Genomic DNA, 16,608 nt, shown 5'->3' with positions numbered 1-16,608 from the left:
TGCGAAGTACCAAAAAATATTTGGCACTGACATTCATCGACACACTGTTGAGTTCTCAAAGAACACGCACACACCATCACCACGACCCTATGGCCGCCGCTCCGGGGCAACTTTTCCAGCCTATCCCAACCAGGTCACCGGCGCAAACCGGAACCCCGTGAAGAAAAACTGGATTGTGTTCGCCATGCACTTCGTACAACCTCGTGTCACTCACCCTCGCAGGTGGGAGTCGGTGTCCGTGTCGCTCTGACCTGGACAAAGTTACGCGAAGATCAACACAACACCAAATCGCCAGGTCAGAGCACTGACTCGGGTTAACAGCCGATAGTTTCCTCGAATTTTTGCCTCTCGCGATGACTTTCCGCGCCCACTGCGGTCTGTATGAGCAGGAACCAACAGGAACCGAAGCGTTCAGTAATCAGTCAACCGACTTCAAGGAGCACCCAATGTCTCGTCTTCTCTTCGTCAACATGCCGGTCAAGGACGTCGCCGCTACCCGGGCGTTCTTCAGCGGCCTCGGCTTCGAGTTCAACGACATGTTCAGTGACGAGAACACTGTCTCGATGATCGTCAGTGATTCCGCCACGGTCATGTTCCTGAACGAACCCCGTTTCGGGGACTTCATCGCCGACGACATCTGTGACACGTCGAAAGCTCGAGAAGCACTGATGTGCGTGTCAGCCGACAGCAGGGAGGAAGTCGACACCTTCGTCGACGCGGCGATCGCTGCCGGCGGTAGCAAGTGGATGGAGCCCCAGGATCACGGCTTCATGTACGGACGCGCGTTCCGCGACCTCGACAATCACGTCTGGGAGGTCATGTGGATGGACCCGGCTGCGACTGTTCCCCAGCAGTAACGCAGAGCAACAGCAGTAACGAGTAGCCGCGCGGGTCCCTCCATACCGGAGGGCTCGCGCAACTCCTTGCCCCTACAGCTCGGCAGGCAATCCGAACCGTGCGAACAGACTCAGATCGAAGAAACACGTGACGTGCGAGATCCCGGACTCGGTGACATCGAGAACGTGCAACTGGAAAGCACGGTGAACCCCATCGGGCTCGCGCATATAAAGGCCGAACGCCGGCTGGCCGTTGGCGGCGGTCGGTAGCAGCCGCATAGCGCCTGGTCCGTCGGCCGGGCATTTGGTTCCGATGAGCTGCCCGATTGCCTCGGGGCCCTGGTACCAGCCCTCGAACGGAGGCATCTCCCAGATGGCTTCACGCGTGAACAGCTCAACGATGGCCTCGACGTCGTAGCTCTCGAAGCTGTGCACGTAGTCGCGGAGCAACTTCCGGGCAGCCTCGGTAGTCGGTTCCACGAGATCGTCCTCAGTGGGCCCGATGTGATTGATCTGCGCGCGAGCCCGCTGCAGCAGGCTGTTCACCGCAGTGGTTGTGGTGTCCAGGGCCTCCGCAACTTCTGACGCCTTCCACTGGAGAACGTCACGCAGAACCAGAACCGCACGTTGGCGGGCGGACAAGTGCTGCAACGCGGCAACCAGCGCAAGCCTGACCGAATCGCGATTGACCACCATGACGGCGGGATCATTGACGTCGCCCAACGCCGAATCCGCGATCGGTTCCAACCAGGCAATCTCGTTGCGCTCGATCAAATCGTCGGCCGGGTCCGAACTAGGTGCACCAAGGCCGGTCGGCAGTGGACGCCTCGATCTCCCCTCCAGCGCGGTCAGGCACGTATTCGTCGCGATGCGATAGAGCCAGGTCCTGAGCGACGACTGGCCTTTGTAACCGTCGAACCCGCGCCAAGCCCGGATGAACGTCTCCTGGACCTGGTCTTCGGCGTCGTGAATCGACCCCATCATGCGATAGCAGTGCGCCAGCAACTCGCGGCGGTACGGATCGGCAAGAGTGAGGAAATCACTGTCCAACGCCTGATCGACTGTCATTTATTCAGACTAGTGGCCGAGCGCCCGAAACACAGGCGTCGGCGAGAATTCGATCAGGCCGGCGCCTGGACCGCAGTCAACCGGGATCTCTTCCGCAGAACGAACCCCAGCGATTCGTAGAGTCTGATCGCATTCGTATTCGATTGCACTGCATGGAGAAACGGCAGCTCGCCGCGTTCGCGAATCCCGGCAGCGACGGCACGGATCAGCGTCGTACCCAGGCCTCGACCTCGGAAGTCGCTGTCGGTGCACACCGCACTGATTTCCGTCCATCCCGGAGGGTGCAACCGCTCCCCCGCCATGGCAACAAGTCTTCCGTCGACGCGAATGCCGTAGTAGCTCCCCATCTCGACGGTACGAGGAAGAAACGGTCCGGGCTTGGTGCGCTCGATCAACGCCAGAATTTCGGGAACGTCGCCCCTTCCGAGAAGTTCGACCGACGGATCAACGGAGACTTCGAGTGCGGAACCGTCCATCTGCACCGAGCCGAACTGATCCACAACGCGCCACCCTTCCGGCGGCTGATGATCAAATCCTCGTAAACCTACTGTGCCGCCTGGACCTACGAGTGTGCGTAGGTTCTCCCAGTCTTCGGCGTCCAACTCGGGCGGATGACCGACAAACGGAGCGACTGTCGGGTCGTATCGCGCAACTCTCCCTGCCCAGCGAGCGAATTGCGCATGATGTCCGCGAAGACCTTGTCGCACAGGATCGTCCAGTGGATGGATGTCGACATCCGTGTCAACAGTCTCGACAAACGACGCCAGGGTCGCCTCCGTGGTCATCGAACCTCTTCCTACCCAAGTCTTCCAGTGATGGAGGCGACCGAAACTCCCCGCCCACCTCGATCACAACGCTAGGAACACTTGCCGTCGTAGTCGCCGGATAGAATCAAGATGATTCTGACTTCCGCCCCACGCCCGGTGACGACCACGGTTCGAGGGCAGATTCTCACAAAGACTTTCGTCGCGACACCTACACCAAACGAAAGGCTGTTCGCCATGAGCCACTCCGACCCGATCAGATCTGCATTCGACCAGCTACCTCTGAAGGAAATGGACGCAGCGACGCTGGTCTTCGCGATCGAGAGCGCCGTCGACGAGATGGCTCTCCCGGGTGAAACCTTGCGGCTCGCCATGGAGGTCGCGACCCTCGCCCACCTCGATCAGTTCAGAAAGAACGGGATCAAGTCAAACGAGGATCCCTACATCGTTCATCCCCTACGAAATGTGTTGCGACTGCTTCGGTACGGATGCTCCGATGTCGAGATCCTGAGCGCAACCGCGCTTCACGACACGGTCGAGGACCGACCACACGCCGTCATCGCACTCCTCGGTGGCCGGACTGCGGACGACATGTCTGCATCCGAAGCGCAAGAACGTGCGTCAACACTCATCGCCTCGCACTTCGGCCACAGAATCTCCGAACTTGTTGAGGCAGTGACCAATCCAATCGACTACCCGCACGACAACACCACCGGCTACCAGGATCACGTCATCCGCGCGATCGCGGATCCCGCAGTGTTCCTCGTGAAGTTCAGCGACTTCGTCGACAACGCGGGAAGCGTGAAGTACCTGAGCGAGACCGACAGGCTGAGGCTGGTCACGAAGTACGAACCACTCGTGGAGCACTTCAAGCGGGCTTCGCTTGCTCTCGCCAACGCATTGCAGCTCCCTCCCGCAGGACTCGACGCGATCGCACAGCACATTGCAACCATCGAAGGCGATTTCTCGAATACAGTCCGAGGGGACATAGAAAATACTCGCCAGTAGTACCGATCAGTAATAATCGAGCAATCGGGAGAATTCTCCGAATACGCGATTTTGTTACCAGCGAGTATTCACTTTCTTGCCAATTTCATTACCATCGTGATCCGTGTCACAGGGTCGAATTCCATTGCACCGCAATGATTTAACGCTATAAGTGTAACCGTGGTTCACGTTGACTAATATTCTTCAATTCGCCCAGGTGACATGAGCGTCGACATACTGCATTCTTAGATAAACCAGGGATTCCCTGGAAGCAGACACAATATGTTGCTGATTCGTGATTGGAGCGGTTCTGAGTCCACGCCTGCAGGGTGGCGTACAAGGCACGCCGTGCCTGAGCGCAGGGGACTCTACGAACCGGAAGGGCAATCACTTGCCGACGCGCAACCGGGGGAAACACAGCGCATCGCGGCGTAGTTCACGAACCAGGTAATCCGGGTATGTGGGACACGGTCGGCTCATATCGCAACGTACGTGACGAAGAATCTCATCAAGGACGGTGGCAGTGACAATGTTCAAACGAATCGCAGTGGTCAATCGAGGTGAGGCCGCGGTCCGGCTGATCAGGGCTGTACGCGAACTGAACGCCGAACACGACTACGGCATTCGCGTCATTGCACTGCACACCGAGGCCGAGCGCCGCGCCATGTTCGTCCGCCAGGCCGACGAGGGTGTGACCCTGCGCAGCACCGGCACCGGCAGCCCGTATCTCGACTACGCCGAACTCGAGCGAGCACTCCTCGCAGCCAAGGCCGACGCAGTCTGGGTCGGCTGGGGCTTCGTGGCCGAGGATCCCGCCTTCGCCGAGATCGTCGCGAAACTGGGCATCACGTTCATCGGCCCGAGCGCCGACGCGATGCGCCTGCTCGGAGACAAGGTTGCCGCCAAGATCCTGGCCGAGAAGGTCGGCGTACCTGTCGCCCCGTGGAGCGGCGGACCGGTCGAAACGCGCGCCGACGCTCGTCGTCATGCTCAGTCCATCGGATACCCCCTGATCATCAAGGCCCGAAGCGGCGGCGGTGGACGCGGTATCCGCAAAGTCTGGGCCGAAGACGAACTCGAAGTTGCACTCGAGCGCACGCAGGGCGAAGCAGAGCGGTCCTTCGGCGACCCCGTCGTCTTCCTCGAACGCCTTGTCACCGATGCACGCCACGTCGAGGTACAGGTCATCGCCGACAACCACGGCAATGTCTGGGCTCCGGGCGTTCGCGACTGCTCGATTCAGCGTCGCAACCAGAAGGTCATCGAAGAATCCTCCTCCCCCGTCCTGACCGAAGAACAGTCTGACCACCTCAAGAAGGTGTCCGCCGAACTGGTCAAGGCAGCCGGATACCAGGGCGCAGGCACGGTCGAATACCTCTACCAGCCCGAGAACAAGCTCTTCACGTTCCTCGAGGTCAACACCCGTCTGCAGGTCGAGCACCCGATCACCGAGGTCACCACCGGAATCGACCTCGTCAAACTGCAGATTCTGGTCGCCAGTGGTGACGAATTGGTCGGTGACTGCCCGCCCGCATTCGGCCACGCCGTCGAAGCCCGTCTCAACGCCGAGGACGCGGACAACGATTTCGCGCCGGCACCCGGCACGGTTCAGCTCCTCAAGTTCCCGCTAGGCTCCGGCATCCGGGTCGACACCGGCATCGCTGCCGGGGACGTCATTCCGCCCGACTACGACTCGATGGTCGCGAAGGTCATCGCCTGGGGTCGCAACCGCTCCGAGGCACTTGCGCGCCTGCGTACCGCCCTTCGTGAAACCACAGTCGTACTCGACGGCGGCACCACCACCAAGTCGTTCCTCCTCGATCTACTCGATCGCGACGAGGTCATCTCTGCATCCGCGGATACCGGCTGGCTCGACCGCACGGGCGCCCTGACCGGCACCACTCGCCGCGCGGACGTCGCACTGATCGCCACCGCTATCGATGCTTACGACGCCGAGGAGTCCCTCGAGCGTGCGGCCTTCCTCGCCTCGGCACGCGGCGGCCGTCCCCGCGCCAACCACGCGATCGGCCGTACCGTCGAGCTCAACTACCAAGGTCAGGCTTACAAACTGACCGTCGGGCGTATCGGCCCGCACCGCTACCGCGTCGACGGAGACGCCGGCGACATCGAGGTCGACGTCGATCGTCTCGGCGACTTCGAGTCACGGCTGGTGATCGGTGATCGGCGCTTCCACGTCGTTTCCGTCGTGAGCCCGGCTCGCTATCTCGTCGAGGTCGACGGCATCAGCCACCAGATCAGCCAGGACGACGCCGGAGTGGTCCGCGCGCCGGCTCCCGCCGTCGTGGTGGCTGTACCGGTCGCGGTCGGCGACGACGTCGAAGCCGGCTCCACCCTGGTCGTACTCGAATCCATGAAGATGGAGACCGCAGTTCGCGCACCGTACGCGGGCAAGGTGCGTGAAGTTCTCGCTACCGTCAACTCTCAGGTCGATGCCGGCGCGCCGCTCCTGCGCGTCGACCAGGTCAGCGAGGAAGCTGTCACGGAGAAGGCTCCGCGAGTCCAATTCGATCTTCCGGCGGCAACTTCCGGTTCCGACGCCCGCGACGACGCATTGGCACAGCTCGAAGCACTGACCGCGATGATCAGTGGCTACGACGTCAGCGGTAAGCACGCAAATGCTGTTCTGGCCGAGTACGACGCACTTCGCAGCGCACTCGAATCCGAGGACCGCGAACTGGTACAGGCCGAACTGGCTGTGCTGACCACCTTCGCCGACATCTGCGAACTCTCGCGCAACAAGCCCACCTCGGGTGAGTCCGCGAAGGACGAATCCGTCCACAGCCCCCGCGAGCACTTCCACACCTTCCTGCACTCACTCGACTCCGAGCGCGAAGGTTTGCCGGCGTCGTTCCGCACGAGACTCGAACGGGCACTTCGCCACTACGACGTCACCGATCTGGAAGATCGCCAGGCCGTCGAGGAAGCGGTGTACCGACTCTTCCTGGCTCTGCAGCGCATGGAAGCCCAGATCCCGGTCATTGCAGCACTTCTCGAAGGCTGGCTCGTCGGCGACAAGGCTCCCGGTTGCTCGGCTCAGGAGCTCAACGAGGTTCTCGATCGACTCATCGTCGCGACGCAGGTCCGCTACCCCGTCATCGGCGACGTCGCCCGCAACCTTCGCTTCCGGTTCTTCGACGAGCCGCGCATCCGCAAGGTTCGCGAAGACGTCTACGACGGAGTACGCGGCAACCTCGCTTACCTCGAAGAGCAGCCGGACGCTGCCGATTTCGACGAGCGAATCGCCAACCTCGTCGCCACTCCCGAACCGCTCCTGGACCTGTTGGGTCGAAAGATCGGCCTTGGCAACCGCGATGGCGGCCCTCTGCTCGAGGTCATCACGCGTCGCTACTACAAGATTCACTCCTTCGAAGACGTCCGCGTTTTCGAGCACGTCGACCGCCGTTTCGTGACCGGTAACTTCGACCTCAAGGGCGACGGGCTACATCTAGTCTCGACGGTGGCCGAATTCGACGCTCTCGGAACGGCTCTCGACGATGTCGCCACAATCGCGCAGGATGCTCCATCCGGTCGCGGCCTGGTAGTCGACATCTACCTCGACTGGCCGAATCAGCCCGCCGACGGCGACACGCTCGTCGAGACGCTGCGCACCGAACTCTCGCGCAACGAGACGATCACCCGGTCCCGCCGCGCGACTGTGATCATCTGCAATCCGAATGGGGAGCCGGTCCGCTGGGTCACCTTCCGCCCGATCGACGGTGAACTTGTCGAGGACAACATCATCCGCGACATGCATCCGCTCACGGGTCAGCGTCTGGACATGTGGCGCCTGAAGAACTTCAACGGCAAGCGCCTGCCGGCTCCGGAGAACACCTACCTGTTCCACCTCTCCGCCAAGGAGAACCCGAAGGACGAGCGCCTGATCGCTCTCGCGGAAATCCGTGACGTGACACCGCAGCTCGACGACGAAGGCCAGATGGTTGCGCTTCCGGCCATCGAGCGCACACTTGCCGCGTGCCTCGACGGCATCCGCCGTGCGCAGTCCCAGCGCGGAGACAAGCGTCGACTGGCAGCCAACCGCGTCGTGCTCTACGTGTGGCCGGTCGCCGACGTTCCCAGCGAACGCTTCTCCGTGATCGCTCAGAACGCAGCCCGACTGACCGTCGGCGCCGGGCTCGAAGAGATCACACTCATCACCCGCCTGAAGGACCGAAAGGGTGGCGCGCCCAAGGAAGTTGCGCTGCGATTCTCCTACCGCGCAGGTGCCGGTGTGGTCATCAACAAGACCACCCCTCCCACCGAACCGCTGCTCCCCCTCGACGCGTACGCCCAGAAGGTCCAGAGTTCGCGGGCACGCGGCACGGTGTACCCGTACGAGCTGATTCCGCTCCTGACCGGCACCAAGGGCACCTTCGTCGAGCACGACTTCGACGAAGCGGGCGTCCTCTCACCTGTCGAGCGTCCGTACGGGCTCAACAAGGCCGGCATCGTCGTCGGCCTCGTGAACACTCCGACGCCGCGCTATCCCGAGGGAATGACCCGTGTCGCGCTCTTCGGTGACCCCACCAAGGCGCTCGGTACCGTGGCCGAGGCCGAATGCTCACGTGTGGTCGCTGCCATCGACCTGGCCGAGAAGTTGAACGCTCCGGTCGAGTGGTTTGCGCTGTCCTCGGGTGCCACCATCTCGATGGAGAGCGGCACCGAGAACATGGACTGGGTCTCCCGTGGCCTGCGCCGGATCATCACCTTCACCCAGAACGGCGGCGAAATCAATATCGTCGTCACGGGAATCAACGTCGGCGCTCAGCCCTACTGGAACGCCGAAGCCACCATGTTGATGCACACCAAGGGCATTCTGGTGATGACCCCGGACAGCGCGATGGTGCTGACCGGCAAGCAGTCTCTCGACTACTCCGGTGGTGTGTCGGCCGAGGACAACTTCGGTATCGGTGGTTACGACCGCGTCATGGGCCCCAACGGCCAGGCGCAGTACTGGGCCCCCGACCTCACTGCGGCGTGCGAGATCCTGTTCCGTCACTACGCACACTCGTACCTCGCTCCCGGCGAACGGTTCCCGCGTCGCGCAGCGACGACGGACCCCGTCGATCGCGACGTACGTAGCTTCCCGCACACCCACCCGTCGAGCGACTTCGAGACGGTCGGCGACATCTTCTCCTCGGCGAAGAACCCGGATCGCAAGAAGCCCTTCGACATTCGCACCGTGATGCGTTCGGTGGTCGACCAGGACCACTCGGTTCTCGAGCGTTGGGCCGACATGGCCGGCGCCGACACCTCGGTCGTTCTGGACGCGCACCTCGCCGGACATCCGGTCACAGTGGTGGGCATCGAATCCCGCGCGATCCCACGTAAGGGGCACTTCCCCGCCGACGGTCCCGACACCTGGACGTCGGGAACGCTGTTCCCGAACTCGTCGAAGAAGACTGCCCGCGCGATCAATGCTGCGAGCGGCAACCGTCCGATCGTGGTGCTGGCCAACCTGTCCGGCTTCGACGGTTCCCCGGAGTCGCTGCGCAACATCCAGCTCGAGTACGGCGCCGAGATCGGCCGCGCCATCGTCAACTTCGACGGACCGATCGTGTTCTGCGTCGTTTCCCGCTACCACGGCGGCGCGTTCGTCGTATTCTCCGGTGCGCTCAACGACAACATGGAAGTTCTTGCTGTCGAAGGTTCGTTCGCCTCGGTACTCGGCGGCGCCCCCGCCGCCGCAGTGGTCTTCACCCGTGAGGTGAACACCCGCACCAACAACGACCCGAAGGTGCAGCAACTGGAAGCAGACTTGGCAGCAGCCAAGGACGACACGGAGAAAGCACACCTGCGCGTCGAACTGAACGCTCAGCGCATCGCCGTCCGCTCCGACAAGCTCGGCGAAGTGGCATCCGAATTCGAAGCGATCCACAACATCCAGCGGGCCCGAGAGGTCGGCTCGGTGGATGAGATCGTCCCTGCCGCAGAACTGCGTCCGCAGATCATCGCAGCAGTCGAACGCGGCATGAAGCGCGCACTCGCGCAGTAAGTTTCTCCGCACGTCGAGCGGTCCCGCGAAATGCGGGGCCGCTCGATTTGCGTCCGCACCGCGCCGGCATCAGACGCCCTCGAGCGCCTCTCCGATCTCTTCGAGGACGTGATTGTGCTGCTCTGTTGCGAGCAGATGCCCCGCCGCGATGGTGACTGCCACGGGCCACTCGATGATCTCGAACGCAACCATCAGTCCCATCACCGCAAAATAGGCGATCTGCTCGGGTCTCGGAACCGGAATGGCACCGACGATCGGTAGCTCCAACTCGAAGCTCCGTGCCGAACGGACGGATTCCACTACCGCGCGGTGATCGACGGGGTTCCTTTGGTCGACGGTGTTCTGGGACATGTCACGATTCCTCAGGATTCATCTCGGGTCGCCCGGGAGTTCGGCGACGTGTCACTTCCAGCAGCGACGCTCACAAGCGTGTCCGATTCACCGGTTTCCGCTTCTTTGATTTCCGCTTCGCTGATTTCCACGCTGTCGCGAGCGCTGACTCCCCCGGTTCGGGAGGTGTACGCGGTGCTCGTCCGCGTCGGGATCTTGCGAATCGTCGACTGACCTTCCGCGCTCTCCTCAGTTCCAGTCTCCTCAGTTGCGGCGATCCGCTCCAACACCCGCGGAGCCAGCGCCGCCAGCAGCGTCGCTGCCGACGCACAGCCCACTGCTTGGCCCCACCCAATCGGACCGAGCGGCGTGCAACCGAGAAATTGGCTCACCACCGGTGTGCTGACGAGCGTCGCCAGCGCCGCAGCGGACCCGGCAACTGTTGCGACCACCAGCGGACTGCGCGATTCGAGCAGCGTCTGCCCCAGTTGGGTGCCCACCAGGGCAACCAACGCCACCGTCGACGCTCGCCGCCGCCTGCCGCTCGTCCGGGCCAGAAGCCACGCTGCCAGCGCACCGATTGCCGTGGCACCGCCGCGGACAGCGATCGTCTGCCACAACGCATGAGTGTCCATCTGTTCGGACTTCTCGGATCCGTTCTCGGACGGGGTGCTCACCGCAAGCGCAGCAGCGGGCAAGGCGTCCGTCATCAGATTGACCAGTAGCAACTGCCTTGCGTTGAGCGGTGATTCGCCGGACAGCGCAGAACCGATCAGAGCGAATGCGACTTCACCCGCGTTGCCTCCGAGCAAAACCCCCACCGCTGATCTGACCCGCCGCCACAATTGACTGCCCTCGTCCAATGCGTCGGTCAATCCGCCGACACGGCCGTCGAGGAGCACGATGTCTGCGGCGCCGCGCGCCGGATCGCTGTCAGTCGACGCCACCCCGATTCCCACGCTGGAAACTCGGATCGCCGCAGCATCGTTCGCGCCGTCACCGACCATGGCGCACACGCGCCCGTCAGTCTCCAACGCTTGCACGATCTCGACCTTCTGCTCGGGTGTCACGCGCGCAAAGACGCTGCTGCCGCGGACGGCGTTCCGTCGTTCTGCGCGAGAGAAGTTCTCCCAGTCCGGACCGGTGACCACGTCCTCGCGCGCCACATCCATCCCCAGTTCGGTGGCGACCGCCGCCGCTGTTGTCGGATGATCCCCCGTCAGCACGCGCACTTGCTGTCCGTTGCCTTGAAGTTTCTCGAACAAGTTGCATTGCTTCGGGTCTCAGCGTGTCCGAGAGTCCGAGAAGGCCGACCGCTTCCAACCCCTCGGAGCAACACTGTTCGAGAAATTCCGAGTCCTCCGCAGCGCGTCGCGCATCGTGTTCCGACAACTCGCGCTGTGCGACGGCAACCACCCGCAGTCCGCGTCCGGCCATGCTCTGAACGTGCTTCGCCGACACAGCATTCGGATCCCGCCCTGCCTCCGCCACGAATTCCGGTGAACCCTTCAGTGCGATCCGTCTGCCCAGTAGGGCCGCCGAGTACGGCCGCCCAGACCTGAACGGAACGAGGTTGAGCGCGTCGGCAGCACCGAAAACCCGAGCCTCGTCCAGAGCTTGTTCGGCCGCATCGACCACAGCGGCGTCCGTCGAATGAAACACGCGATCGTCGCGACTTCCCAGAGCACTGCGCGCCGCAACTTCCAAAATCTCACTTTCGCCCCAACCGTCGACGCGTTCGACCGCGGCCACCCGTAGCTTGTTCTCACTGAGGGTTCCGGTCTTGTCGAAGCAGACCACGTCGACACGGCCGAGCGCTTCGATCGAACGTGGAGCACGCACCAACACTCCTGCTGCAGTGAGCCTTCGAGCTGCCGCCTGCTGAGCCAGGGTCGCAACCAGAGGCAATCCCTCCGGCACGGCGGCCACGGCAACGGCCACACCTCCGGTGACGGCGCGGCGGAGACCGGTACCACGAATCAGACCCGCGACTGTCACCAACGCTCCGCCGCCGATACTGGCCGGCAGAGTCGCCCTGGTGAGTTCGCGCAGTCTGTTGGTCAGGCCCACAGCAGGTCCGGATCGGGATACACCAACATCGGCGCGCCTGATCACCGTTCGAGCTCCGGTGGCCGTGACCACGCCACGACCGGAGCCGGCAAGCACTGTTGTCCCGGCATAGGCCATGCACCTTCGCTCGGCCAGGGGCATCCCAGGGGTCGGGTCGGTCTGCTTGTCGACGGGCATGGACTCCCCCGTCAACGACGACTCGTCGACTTCCAGCGATTCGGCGCTCAACAGTCGACAATCGGCGGGCACGATGTCCCCGGACTCGAGGGCCACGACGTCACCGAGTTCGAGCGCGTCTGCCGCAGTCTCGACCTCGCCAACGTTGGTTACTCGCCGAGCTACCGGTTCCTGAGTCCGCAAAAGTCGCTGCACTGCCCGTTCCGAGTGAAGTCGTTGAACAGCGGACATCGCGGCATTGCCGACCAAAACCGAACCGACCAGGACGGCGTCTACCGGTGAACCGAGGACTGCACTGGCCGCCGAGCCGGTTGCCAACACTGGCGTGAGTGGATCCGCCAATTCTGTTCGCAACGCCGACAATCCGTCACGGATCAACCTGAAGCGTGCGGGCGCTCGCACACGAGCGTCGGCGCGCTGCGGCGTATGCCGGACGGATTCGGCGAGTTCGCGAACGACAGAATCACCGTCCATCTCATGCCAGCTATCGCTCGGAGCACCGACAGGGGCGGGAGACTGAATCACAGATCGGGACAAGGTGTATCCGGTCCACAGTCCCGCGGCCGAACCAGCCGTGACCGGCCCCGGCCCAGCCCCCCGAACTCCCGGAAGCATAATCAAGGCACCCAATGCCGAAGAACCCGAGGAGAGTTCGACGCCGCGCCTCGTCGCTGTTCGGGCAGCCGAGAGCGCATGGACGACCCGCCACGCCCCGGCCAAGTCGGTGTGGATGTCGGCACTCAAGTGCTCGCCACTCGGTGGTGAAATCCCGATGCGTAGCACTGCCTGCCCCGCTATCGCCCTACTGGACACGATCGCAACTGTCCGACCCTCGGCCACCAGTGCCGAGAGAGCTTCGCGCAGGCCGGCTTCGGGAGTCGACGGCGCCGGATAGAGCTCGTCGAATCCGCTTCGCAGTGATCCGAGCCCGTCGTCGTCGATCGTGGCCGCTGCGACTCCGCTCGCGCGTATCTCACCTATCAGTGATTCCGCCAACCCTTTTCGCACCGGTCTTACGACAACTTCGGCGCCGTCGATGCGGTGTCTTCCGACCCCGAGCGAGCCGGCGTCAAGCGCTTCCCTGGCATGTGCCCACACCACGACGCGGTCCGACTCGGACACCTCTCGTATGTCGGAAACCCGGAGCGCGTCGTCGAAAAGGACACTCGGATCGACGAGGACGGTATCGACACGATCGAGCATGCGTAGAGCCGCGGGGTCCGAAACGGCGACGTGGTGCGTCCGCCACAGACCGTATGACAAACCAGCAGCGAACGATTCGCGTGACATCCGAAGCGGCCGCGGCGCCGAAACCTTGATGCTCGTCGCAACGGTGTCACCGCCGGCAGACACGGTAGCCAGTGCAGCCCCAGCCGCCAGCTGAACCCCAGCGATCCTGTCGGCATAACGCTCCCCCGGACCACTCGGGTCACGCCTCGTGGAAGCACCCCGACCGCCAGATTCGAATGGCCACACCCGACGAGAGTTTCGCGCCGCCAGAGTTTCGCGTAGCAGCATCGTCCGCAGCCCGAAATCCACACCCAATGACGCAGGCGCATAGGTCAGAACATCCGCGAACGACGTCGCCGACTCCAATGCGAAGTCGGTGAGCGAACGGCCAAGGCGCTGTTCGATTCGCCGACGCACCCGGGGTTGATAATTGATCGCTGACACCGCCGCCGAGACATAGGCGGAACCCGGCATTCGCGGGGCACGAAGAATCGATCCCGCTGCTGCAGGAATCATCCCGACGCCCGCCAGCGCAAGAGTGCCGGTCCGCAGCGCCACGTCGCTGACAGCGGTTCGCGGAATCGTCGAACCACCGACCAACGCCAGACCCGACAACGCCAGGCGCGGCGGCAAAGTTGCCACCGACACCGCACGCCGGGCCATCGCTGAGAACATCAGTGAGTGGATCGAGTGTGCGAAGAACTGTGAGTTCGATCCTGCGACCGACTGGCCGCCTTGTGGGAGTTTCCGCTCGATTCCTTCTTTGCCGGTTCCGTCTTGGTCGCGCGCCCAACCGCCTTGACCGCACGATCGGGCCGCGCGCTCTTGCGATCCCATTCGTGAAGTACCAGGGCCGTGCCGCCGACCGCCAAGAGCACCGGCCACTCCACCAATCCCGCCGCGCCGACGGCGGCCATCGTGAGAACCACGGTCGGCGTCGAGGAACTACCCGCACGAATTCCGTCTCGGACGCCCTCCGCCGTTCCGCGTATCCCGCCCGTCACTCCACCGATCACTCCACCACCGACGGCTCCAGCCACCGTCGTCGTTGCGTCTGCCACACCACGAACGACGCGGGTGGCTTCGTCGACAATCATCATCGGACGCTCCTATCAGCAGTCCATCGAAGAATTCAGTATTTGAGGCCATACCCAACACCGACGGCGGCAATCACGATCCGATACATTTTTCGGCGAACCTGGCGAGGGCGCGCCATCGTCAGCGCCGTGAGAGGGTACGGTGCGGGATGCAGCGACCACCTTCATCGACGGGAGTTCCACACAGTGGCGATCATCGGAAATTCGGACCTCGACATCTTCCGACTTAGCTTGGGCGGCAACCCTTTCGGATGGACAGCAGACGAGAAGACGTCCTTCGAGATCCTCGACTCGTTCGCCGAAGCCGGTGCAAACTTCATCGACACCTCCGACTCGTACACGGCGTCGGCTCCCGGCAATTCCGGCGGGGAATCCGAAACGATCATCGGGAAATGGATCACCGATCGGGGACTGCAGAACGACATCGTCGTCGCCACCAAGGTGGGTAGCCATCCCGATTTCAAGGGACTGAAGGCCGACAACATCGCGGCCGCAGCTGAGGCGTCGCTGCAGCGCCTGCAGACGGACTGCATCGATCTGTACTACGCACATTTCGACGACCCGCAGACTCCGCTCGAGGAAACTCTCGAAGCCTTCAATGCGTTGGTCGTCGCGGGCAAGGTTCGCTATCTCGGAATCTCCAACTACAGCCCCGACCGCGTCCGGGAGTGGCTGCGGATCACCGAGGAGAACGGTTACGCCGCGCCCATCGCGCTGCAACCGCACTACAACCTGGTGCACCGCAAGTCGTACGAACCCGAACTCGCGCAGATCGCCACCGACAACAACATCAGCGTCTTCCCGTACTTCGCTCTCGCTTCCGGCTTCCTGACCGGAAAGTACAAGACCCGCGCGGACATCGAAGGCAGCTCCCGCGAACGACTGACCGCCGGATACTTCAGCGACGCCGGACTCGACGTCGTCGCGGAACTGGCAACAATCGCGCAGGCACACGACAGCGAGATCTCGACCGTCGCGCTGGCCTGGCTGCTGACTCGACCGGGCATCACCGCACCGATCGCGAGCGTCAGCCGGCCGGAGCAACTCCCGGCGCTACTGGACGCCCCGAATCTGGTGCTGTCGTCGAATGAACTGGACACTCTCGAACGGGTGTCGGCGGCAGTCGGCGCCTGAAATCAGGCAGTTTTGAGATGAGCGCCGAGGGCCGTGTTGTTGATCGTCCAAAACGACCAGCCGTCATGGCTCTCGGTGTCGCCTGAAATGTGACCGGTCACGGCATTGGCGGCCGCGGTCGGATCAGGGAATCGGCGGCCTTCCATCGGTCCGCGCATGATCTCGACGACCTCGGTGCTTTCGTCGAAGCGTCCGACCCAGCGGTATCCATGGCAATCAGCCGTCATCTCGAGGCGATTGTCGACAACTTCGATCTCCTCGACACCGCTGGCGCGACGCTTCTTCGCGGCGACCGGCGACGTCTTGCGCTTGGTCGCAACCGGGGCCTCCACGTAAATGCTCGGATCCTTGACCGCGGCCAGGCCCAGCGCATCCCAACGATCGTGACCGTGTACGACGCGTCCGCGCGGAATCGCGTGATGTCCGGTGCGATTGCGTCCGGGGCTGTCCATGATCCACAGGTCGACCTCGGCACGGATGTCGTCCGCGACCTCGTTGGAGGGCAGCATGAAGAACTCGTGCGGGTCTGCAGCCAGGTCGACGAACACCCAGAACTCGGAGCGCGTGTCGTCGCTCTCGAGCGACTCGTCCTGACGCCTGGCCTGCCAGTCACCGTCGAGCTTGGAACGCACTCGGACGATTCGGCTGATGCCGTCTGCGCCCGTCACCTCGACGGGATTACGACGTGAGTGCGTGAGGCGGACAGCCTTGCCCCCACGCTGCGTAGCTTCGGAAATGAACGCATTGATGCCGCGGCTTGCGGTGTCTTCCATGATCGACCTGTCTCGAGCGGGTACGCCCGCATCACCGGATCGGCATCGGGGTCGAGCAAAGAGCGAATTCTCGGCCTGTTCTTCGATCGTGCGGCCGGTCAGTACCTTCGACCTTACAGCTCCGGCGAC

The 16,608-nt window shown here is 63.0% G+C and carries 10 protein-coding genes and 1 pseudogene; 4 read left to right on the top strand and 7 right to left on the bottom strand.

The window, feature by feature from the left end:
* Window positions 1-446 precede the first annotated feature (446 nt).
* Complete coding sequence (locus tag B0E55_RS28410; RefSeq protein ID WP_003945103.1) at window positions 447-857, top strand: VOC family protein; 411 nt, start codon at window positions 447-449, stop codon at window positions 855-857.
* Between the two features lie 72 nt (window positions 858-929).
* On the opposite strand, the gene B0E55_RS28405 is transcribed toward B0E55_RS28410, so the two are convergent.
* Together B0E55_RS28405 and B0E55_RS28400 are read right to left on the bottom strand one after the other, a co-directional pair.
* Window positions 930-1,904: a sigma-70 family RNA polymerase sigma factor gene (locus B0E55_RS28405; RefSeq protein ID WP_003945115.1), complete on the bottom strand. Its 975-nt coding sequence runs from the start codon at window positions 1,902-1,904 to the stop codon at window positions 930-932.
* 53 nt (window positions 1,905-1,957) lie between these two features.
* Window positions 1,958-2,689, bottom strand: a complete 732-nt coding sequence (locus B0E55_RS28400) for a GNAT family N-acetyltransferase (RefSeq protein WP_029255775.1) — start codon at window positions 2,687-2,689, stop codon at window positions 1,958-1,960.
* A 216-nt stretch (window positions 2,690-2,905) separates the two neighbouring features.
* Here B0E55_RS28400 and B0E55_RS28395 point away from each other — a divergent pair, with 216 nt between their 5' ends.
* Window positions 2,906-3,676, top strand: a complete 771-nt coding sequence (locus B0E55_RS28395) for an HD domain-containing protein (RefSeq protein WP_019749288.1) — start codon at window positions 2,906-2,908, stop codon at window positions 3,674-3,676.
* A gap of 508 nt (window positions 3,677-4,184) precedes the next feature.
* Window positions 4,185-9,668, top strand: a complete 5,484-nt coding sequence (locus B0E55_RS28390) for an ATP-binding protein (RefSeq protein WP_046379971.1) — start codon at window positions 4,185-4,187, stop codon at window positions 9,666-9,668.
* A gap of 69 nt (window positions 9,669-9,737) precedes the next feature.
* On the opposite strand, the gene B0E55_RS28385 is transcribed toward B0E55_RS28390, so the two are convergent.
* The 4 genes and pseudogenes from B0E55_RS28385 to B0E55_RS28375 all read right to left on the bottom strand — a co-directional run bounded on the left by B0E55_RS28385 (window position 9,738) and on the right by B0E55_RS28375 (window position 14,575).
* Window positions 9,738-10,019, bottom strand: a complete 282-nt coding sequence (locus B0E55_RS28385; protein ID WP_021344953.1) for a hypothetical protein — start codon at window positions 10,017-10,019, stop codon at window positions 9,738-9,740.
* Window positions 10,020-10,030: 11 nt separating this feature from the next.
* Window positions 10,031-11,224: an HAD-IC family P-type ATPase gene (locus B0E55_RS32320; RefSeq protein WP_241896157.1), complete on the bottom strand. Its 1,194-nt coding sequence runs from the start codon at window positions 11,222-11,224 to the stop codon at window positions 10,031-10,033.
* A gap of 532 nt (window positions 11,225-11,756) precedes the next feature.
* A pseudogene (locus B0E55_RS32315) lies at window positions 11,757-12,476 on the bottom strand (HAD-IC family P-type ATPase); the annotation flags it as partial.
* Between the two features lie 1,673 nt (window positions 12,477-14,149).
* The gene (locus B0E55_RS28375) at window positions 14,150-14,575 is read right to left on the bottom strand and encodes a hypothetical protein (protein ID WP_080910922.1); all 426 of its coding nucleotides are present in this window, start codon (window positions 14,573-14,575) and stop codon (window positions 14,150-14,152) included.
* A 183-nt stretch (window positions 14,576-14,758) separates the two neighbouring features.
* Between B0E55_RS28375 and B0E55_RS28370 the strand changes: the two genes are divergently transcribed.
* Window positions 14,759-15,706 (top strand): aldo/keto reductase, encoded by a 948-nt coding sequence (locus tag B0E55_RS28370; RefSeq protein WP_007732210.1) that lies wholly within the window; start codon window positions 14,759-14,761, stop codon window positions 15,704-15,706.
* Window positions 15,707-15,708: 2 nt separating this feature from the next.
* Here B0E55_RS28370 and B0E55_RS28365 read toward each other — a convergent pair whose 3' ends face one another.
* Window positions 15,709-16,479 (bottom strand): hypothetical protein, encoded by a 771-nt coding sequence (locus B0E55_RS28365; RefSeq protein WP_019749294.1) that lies wholly within the window; start codon window positions 16,477-16,479, stop codon window positions 15,709-15,711.
* Window positions 16,480-16,608: the final 129 nt, after the last annotated feature.

The organism is Rhodococcus sp. 66b, from assembly GCF_002076325.1.
GTDB classification, from domain to species: Bacteria; Actinomycetota; Actinomycetes; order Mycobacteriales; family Mycobacteriaceae; genus Rhodococcus_F; species Rhodococcus_F erythropolis.
Note: the sequence above shows the minus strand (reverse complement) of the source record. Positions and strands in the feature narration are given on the sequence as shown.